This is a genomic window from Nocardiopsis moroccensis (assembly GCF_055763695.1).
The window spans coordinates 6174823-6181636 of the sequence record NZ_CP199747.1; the positions used below are offsets into that span (position 1 = coordinate 6174823).

General features: G+C 69.8%; 8 protein-coding genes. 6 read left to right on the forward strand and 2 right to left on the reverse strand.

Annotated elements, in window-relative coordinates; all coding sequences use genetic code 11:
- Window positions 1–51 precede the first annotated feature (51 nt).
- Both ACUKCB_RS27315 and ACUKCB_RS27320 read right to left on the reverse strand, forming a co-directional pair.
- On the reverse strand, window positions 52–630 hold the full coding sequence (locus ACUKCB_RS27315; protein WP_473038382.1) for a nicotinamidase: 579 nt from the start codon (window positions 628–630) through the stop codon (window positions 52–54).
- 30 nt (window positions 631–660) lie between these two features.
- The gene (locus tag ACUKCB_RS27320; protein WP_191274603.1) at window positions 661–1962 is read right to left on the reverse strand and encodes a nicotinate phosphoribosyltransferase; all 1302 of its coding nucleotides are present in this window, start codon (window positions 1960–1962) and stop codon (window positions 661–663) included.
- A 131-nt stretch (window positions 1963–2093) separates the two neighbouring features.
- Between ACUKCB_RS27320 and ACUKCB_RS27325 the strand changes: the two genes are divergently transcribed.
- From ACUKCB_RS27325 to rdgB, 6 genes are all read left to right on the forward strand, one after another.
- Entirely contained in the window at window positions 2094–2516 is a 423-nt protein-coding gene (locus ACUKCB_RS27325) for a M67 family metallopeptidase (protein ID WP_473038383.1), read from the forward strand.
- Between the two features lie 115 nt (window positions 2517–2631).
- A complete protein-coding gene (locus ACUKCB_RS27330) occupies window positions 2632–2910 on the forward strand; it encodes a MoaD family protein (RefSeq protein ID WP_473038384.1) in 279 nt (92 codons plus the stop codon).
- 7 nt (window positions 2911–2917) lie between these two features.
- Entirely contained in the window at window positions 2918–3865 is a 948-nt protein-coding gene (locus tag ACUKCB_RS27335; RefSeq protein WP_473038385.1) for a PLP-dependent cysteine synthase family protein, read from the forward strand.
- Between the two features lie 298 nt (window positions 3866–4163).
- The gene (locus ACUKCB_RS27340; protein WP_473038386.1) at window positions 4164–4916 is read left to right on the forward strand and encodes an MBL fold metallo-hydrolase; all 753 of its coding nucleotides are present in this window, start codon (window positions 4164–4166) and stop codon (window positions 4914–4916) included.
- Window positions 4917–5026: 110 nt separating this feature from the next.
- A complete protein-coding gene (gene rph, locus ACUKCB_RS27345; protein WP_473038387.1) occupies window positions 5027–5752 on the forward strand; it encodes a ribonuclease PH in 726 nt (241 codons plus the stop codon).
- Window positions 5753–5808: 56 nt separating this feature from the next.
- The gene (rdgB, locus tag ACUKCB_RS27350; protein ID WP_473038388.1) at window positions 5809–6414 is read left to right on the forward strand and encodes an RdgB/HAM1 family non-canonical purine NTP pyrophosphatase; all 606 of its coding nucleotides are present in this window, start codon (window positions 5809–5811) and stop codon (window positions 6412–6414) included.
- Window positions 6415–6814: the final 400 nt, after the last annotated feature.

The following is a 6814-nucleotide window of genomic DNA, read 5'->3' on the forward strand; positions in this document are numbered from 1 at the left end:
GGGGGCGGGGGCGACCTGGTCGCCCCCGCCCCTTCCGTCGTACGCTCGTGTTCAGCCGACCAGCGGCTCGCCCTCCAGCGACACCCCGGCCCCGCGCAGCTGCTCCAACGCGGCGTCCACCGTGCTCCCGGACACACCAGCGGTCAGCCCGAGCAGCACCCGGGTCCGGAAGCCCTCCTTCCGGGCGTCCAGCGCGGTCGCGCGTACACAGTGGTCGGTGGCGATGCCCACCACGTCCACCTCGTCCACGCCCCGGGCCCTCAGCCAGGCCGCCAGGTCCGCCCCGCCGTCCCCGGCCGTGCCCTCGAAACCGCTGTAGCCCGCCGAGTACTGGCCCTTGCTGAAGACCTCGTCGGCCACCGAGGGGTCGAAGCCGGGGTGGAACTCCGCACCGGGGGTGCCCGCCTCACAGTGCCGCGGCCAGCTGTCCACGAAGTCGGGGTCGTCGGAGAAGTGCGCCCCGGGGTCGATGTGGTGGTCGCGGGTGGCCACCACGTGGTCGTACTCGTTGCTGTTGGCGCGCGCGTACTCGGTGACGGCGGCCGCGGTCCGGGCGCCTCCGGCCACGCCCAGGCTGCCGCCCTCACAGAAGTCGTTCTGCACGTCCACCACGATGAGTGCCCTGGTCATCCCGGCACCTCTCTTCCTTGTCGCTCGGGGTCAGTGGAAGACCGTCGGCAGTGCGGCCTCACCACGCGACATCCGCAGCGCCTGTTCGGGGAGCTCCGCCACGGTCGCGCGGTGGCGTTCGCGCGCCTCGTGCACGCTCTCGCGCCCCACCGTCTCGCCGTCGGTGACCAGCGGCCGCAGCAGCGGCCGGGTCCCGACCAGTTCGGGCGGCTCGTGCGGGAACACCTCCTCGGCCACGGCGACGTCCCTGTCGTCCAGCCGTCGCACCGCCCACTTGCGGCCGCCCCGGCTGGGCTTGCCGATCGAACGTTTGGCGACCGGCTCCAACGGGGCGTTCGGCTCCAGGCCCCGGGCCCGTGCGACCAGCTTGTACACCAGCGAGACGGTCGGGGCGCCCGAGCCCGTCACCAGGGACGTACCCACTCCGTAGCCGTTCACGGGTGCCACGGCCAGGGCCTGGATCGAGTGCTCGTCCAGGTCGCCGGTGACCACGATGCGCGTTCCGGTCGCTCCGAGGGCGTCCAGCTGGTCGCGGACGCGGGAAGCGGTCGCCGCCAGGTCGCCGGAGTCGATCCGCACCGCGCCGAGTTCGGGCCCGGCCAGTTCCACCGCGTGGCGTACCGCACGCTCGACGTCGTAGGTGTCCACCAGAAGGGTGGTCCCGGCGCCCATGGACTCCAACTGCGCCTTGAAGGCGTGCTGTTCGCTGTCGTGCAGCAGGGTGAAGGCGTGTGCGGCGGTCCCGCCGGTGGGCACCCCGTAGCTGCGCCCGGCCTCCAGGTTGGAGGAGGTCGCGAAACCGGCCACGTAGGCGGCGCGGGCCGCGGCCGCGGCGGAGCGCTCGTGCGTGCGCCGGGAGCCCATCTCGATCAGGGGCCGATCGCCCGCGGCCACGGACATCCGGGTGGCGGCGGAGGCGATCGCGCTGTCGTGGTTGTACACCGACAGTGCGAGTGTCTCCAGGACCACGGCCTCGGCGAAGGAGCTCTCCACCACCAGGATCGGCGACCCCGGGAAGTAGGCCTCACCCTCGCCGTAGCCCCACACGTTCCCGGAGAAGCGGTACTCGGAGAGCCAGTTCAGCGTGGGCTCGTCCACGACCCCGTTGTCGGACAGGAAGTCCAGTTCCTCGCTGCGGAAGCGGAAGCGCTCCAACAGGTCCAGGAAGCGTCCGGTCCCCGCCACGACCCCGTAGCGGCGCCCCTCGGGCAGGCGTCGGGCGAACATCTCGAACACCGACCGGCGGGCGGCGGCCCCGCTGTGCAGGGCTCCCTGGAGCATCGTCAGTTCGTAGTGGTCGGTAAGCAGCGCGCTGCTGCTGTCCTCGCTCATAGGGGCGAGCCTATGTGTTCGGGGCCGGGCCCCGACGGGCGCCCCGGCGGCGGCGAGCCGCGGGGCCGGGCACCCCCGGGCAACAATACCCACCTGGTTGGTAGAGAAAAGTTCTTCGGTAGTCTGGACGCATGCTGAGGATTGACCGCTCGATCTACGACCAGATCGTCGCCCACGCCCACCGTGACCACCCGGACGAGGCGTGCGGTGTCGTCGCCGGGCCCGAGGGCTCCGACCGCCCCGAGCGGTTCGTCGAGATGATCAACGCCGAACGGTCACCGACCTTCTACCGCTTCGACTCCCTCGAACAGCTCAAGGTCTGGCGCGAGATGGACGACCGCGACGAGGTTCCCGTCGTGATCTACCACTCCCACACCGCGACCGAGGCCTACCCTTCGCGCACCGACATCTCCTACGCCTCCGAACCCGACGCCCACTACGTCCTCGTGTCCACCCGGGAGGCGGACAGCGTCGAGTTCCGCTCGTACCGGATCATCGACGGCGAGGTCACCGAGGAACCGGTGGAGATCACCGAAACCAGCGGCGACCAGTAGGTACCACGACCGACAGGGCCGCTGCTCGCAGCACCGCCGGGGACACCGGAATGGGAGCGGCAGGCCGCCTGTTGGACATGAACGCACAACAACGACCGTTTACGGAGTCACCTTCATGGCCATCGAGGTCCGCATCCCCACCATCCTGCGCAACCTGACCGACGACGCCAAGGTCGTCGAGGGCACCGGCGACACCATCAGCGAGCTGGTCGCCGACCTGGACAGCCGCTACCCCGGCATCGCCGAGCGTCTGGTGGACGGCGGCAAGCTGCGCCGCTTCATCAACGTCTACCTCAACGACGAGGACGTCCGCTTCGTCGGCGGGCTTGAGGCCAAGCTCTCCGACGGTGACAACGTGACCGTCCTTCCCGCCGTCGCCGGCGGCTCCCGCTAAGGAAGCCATGCGCTACGACTCCCTGCTCGACTCCCTCGGCGGTACGCCGTTGGTCGGTCTGCCGCAGCTCTCACCCTCGCCGGACGTGCGGTTGTGGGCGAAGCTGGAGGACCGCAACCCCACCGGCTCGATCAAGGACCGCGCCGCGTACTTCATGATCGAGCAAGCCGAGAAGGACGGGCTGCTCTCACCCGGGTGCACCATCCTGGAGCCGACGTCGGGGAATACCGGCATCTCGCTGGCCATGGTCGCCAAGCTGCGCGGCTATCGGATGGTCTGCGTCATGCCGGAGAACACCTCCGCGGAGCGCAAGCAGCTGCTCGCCATGTGGGGCGCCGAGGTCCACTTCTCCGACGCGGCGGGCGGTTCCAACGAGGCCGTCCGCGTCGCCAAGGAGATGGCCGCGGCCAACCCCGACTGGGTGATGCTCTACCAGTACGGCAACCTGGCCAACGCTCGGGCCCACTACGAGACCACCGGGCCCGAACTGCTGACCGACCTGCCGGAGATCACCCACTTCGTGGCGGGTCTGGGTACCACGGGAACCCTCATGGGGGTGGGTCGCTACCTGCGCGAGCACAAACCCGGCGTGCAGATCGTGGCCGCCGAACCCCGGTACGGCGAGCTGGTCTACGGGCTGCGCAACCTTGACGAGGGGTTCGTCCCCGAGCTCTACGACGAGTCCGTTCTCACCACCCGTTTCTCGGTGCCCTCGGACGCCGCGCTCAAGCGGACCCGGCAACTCCTGGACAAGGAGGGCATCTTCGCGGGCATCTCCACGGGCGGTGCCCTGCATGCCGCCCTGGGCATGGCCAGGAAGGCCGAGAAGGAGGGGCGCACGGCCGACATCGCGTTCGTCATCGCCGACGCCGGTTGGAAGTACCTCTCCACCGGCGCCTACGAGGGAACCCTCGCGGAGGCGGAGGAACGCCTGGACGGTCAGCTCTGGGCCTGAGCCGGACGGTTCGGGGCCCGACCCGTTGCGGAGGCCGATCACCCGATGAGGGGATCGGCCTCCGTCGTATCCCGAGCCATCACTCGGGGAAACGGTCAAAGCTGGTCAATCAGTGTGAAAAATTCACACGTGATACACGTCGCCTGAGATGCGGGCCACATTTTGTACCACCCGGGCGGCCATTGGGGTACACCCGTAACAACGGGACATCCGCAGAACCAGCCGCTCCCCGCGCTCCCCGCACACATCACCCAGGGGCCACGGAGACAGCGCGGCCGATCGAAAAGGCGACGACGACGTGCGACTCACGATTATCGGGTCCTCCGGGAGCTTCCCCGGGCCGGACAGCCCGGCCTCCTGTTACCTGGTCGAAGCCGGCGGTTTCCGCCTCCTGCTCGACCTGGGAAACGGCGCGCTCGGCGCCCTGCAGCGCCATGTCGACCTGTACTCCGTCGACGCCGTCTTCCTCAGCCACCTGCACACCGATCACTGTGCGGACATGTGCGCCTACTGGGTGGCCCGCATGTACTCGCCGGACGGCGCCAAGTCGGCCATCCCCGTCTACGGGCCCGAGGGCGTGGCGAACCGTCTCGCCGAGATCTACGGGCTGGACCCGGACCCCGGCATGACCGAGGTCTTCGACTTCCACGAACTCACCCCGGGCGAGTTCCGGATCGGCCCGATGACCGCCCGCGTCGACCGGGTCAACCACCCGGTCGACGCCTTCGGCATCCGCCTGCAGCACGAAGGCGCCAGCCTCACCTACTCCGGTGACACCGGTTCCTGTGACTCCCTCGTCGAGCTGGCCCGCGACACCGACCTGTTCCTGTGCGAGGCGGCCTTCCACGACCACCGCGAGCACCCCAAGGACATGCACCTCACCGGCAGCGAGGCGGGCGACCACGCCACCCGGGCCCGCGCCCGTAGGTTGCTGCTCACCCACCTGGTGCCGTGGAACGACGACGACGTCACGATGGCCGAGGCGCGCACCACCTTCGACGGCCCCATCGAGCTGGCCCGCGGCGGGCAGGTCCGCGAGATCGGCGCCTGAGCGGTGTCGTGAGACCACCCGGTCGCGGAACGTGTGGCACGGGTCCCACCGGACCCGGCACATCCCCGCCCAGCACCCCGGGGGCGCCGTCCGGATATACGCTCGTGTCCATGGCCCGACCTGACGGACGCGTTCCGACCCAACTCCGCCCCGTGAACATCCACCGCAACTGGCTCCGCCACGCGGAAGGCTCCGCGCTCATCGAGTTCGGAGACACCCGAGTACTCTGCGCGGCCTCCGTCGAGGACGGTGTGCCCCGATGGCGCCGGGGTACCGGCGAGGGCTGGGTCACCGCCGAATACGCGATGCTCCCCCGTTCCACCGACACCCGTGGCGCCCGTGAGTCGGTGCGCGGCAAGATCGGTGGGCGCACCCACGAGATCTCCCGGCTGATCGGCCGTTCCCTGCGCGCCGTCGTCGACTTCAAGGCGATGGGGGAGCACACCATCACCCTGGACTGCGACGTGCTCCAGGCCGACGGCGGTACCCGTACCGCGGCGATCACCGGCGCCTACGTGGCGCTGGCCGACGCGATGAAGTACCTGCGCAAGCGCCGCAAGCTCAAGAACAACCCGCTGATCGACTCGATCTCCGCGGTCAGCGTCGGTGTGGTGCAGGGCCAGCCCCGGCTGGACCTGAACTACCTGGAGGACTCGGTCGCCGACACCGACATGAACGTCGTACTGACCGGCGACGGCAAGTTCGTCGAGATCCAGGGCACGGCGGAGGGGCAGGGAGCCGCCTTCGACCGTGAACTGCTCAACAAGCTGCTCGACCTGGCCTCCGCCGGGTGCGAGGAACTGACCGCCATCCAGAAGAAGGCACTGTCGGAGTGAGGACCGCGAGCGGCGTCGGCGTCCGGATCGGCGGCGTTCCCGGTGAAGGAGGAACGGTGAAACTCGTTCTGGCCACACGCAACGCGAAGAAGGTGCCGGAGATGCGCGCCATCCTCGCGGATGCCGGGGTGGAGGCCGAGGTCCTGGCCCTGGACGCGTTCCCGGACGCGCCCGAGGTGCCCGAGACCGAACCCTCCTTCATCGGTAACGCCTTGCTCAAGGCGCGGGCGATCGCGGCGCACACGGGGCTCCCCGCGATCGCTGACGACTCCGGGCTGAGCGTGGACGAGCTCCGCGGGATGCCCGGGGTGCTGTCCGCCCGCTGGTCCGGCCGCTTCGGGAAGGGCGACCAGGACCGGGCCAACCTGGACCTGGTGCTCGACCAGCTCGCGGACACCCCCGCTGAGCGCAGGGGGGCGGAGTTCGTCTGCGCCGCGGTCCTGGTGATGCCGGACGGAACCGAGGCTGTCGCCGAAGGCGTGCTGCGCGGCCGTCTCGTCAACGAACGCCGCGGGGAGAACGGGTTCGGCTACGACCCCGTCTTCGTTCCCGAGGGTGAGACCCGCACCACGGCGGAGCTTTCCGCGCAGGAGAAGAACGCGATCAGCCACCGGGGCATCGCCTTCCGTCAGCTCGCCCGTGAGCTGGCGGAGATGGTCTGACCGGCGGTCGGCACCGAGCAGTGTGACCGGGGGCGGGTGCGGGGTCCGAACGGGGCCGTCCATCCGCCCCTCACCTGCTTCCGGGAAAAACTTCGATTCGGTGGTTTGGCCCGACGGCTGCCAGGGGAGGATGGCTGTTGTCTGACAAGCAAGCCACGCTGAGCACAGGCCCCGGGTGTGGGCCGAGCGAATCGAGGCGTCGCTCCGCGGACCAGGGCGAGAACCCGAGATGACGGGGGCTCCCAGACCGACGCGGAACGTCCGGGCAGATCGGGGTCCCCCCACGGTCCGGACGGATTTGACGTCCCTGAGTCGATTACCTAGACTCACCGAGTCGCTGCGGGACGGCGGGCGGACCCACTTCGGGTGCCGGCCCAGAACCGGACCGCGATCACAGACA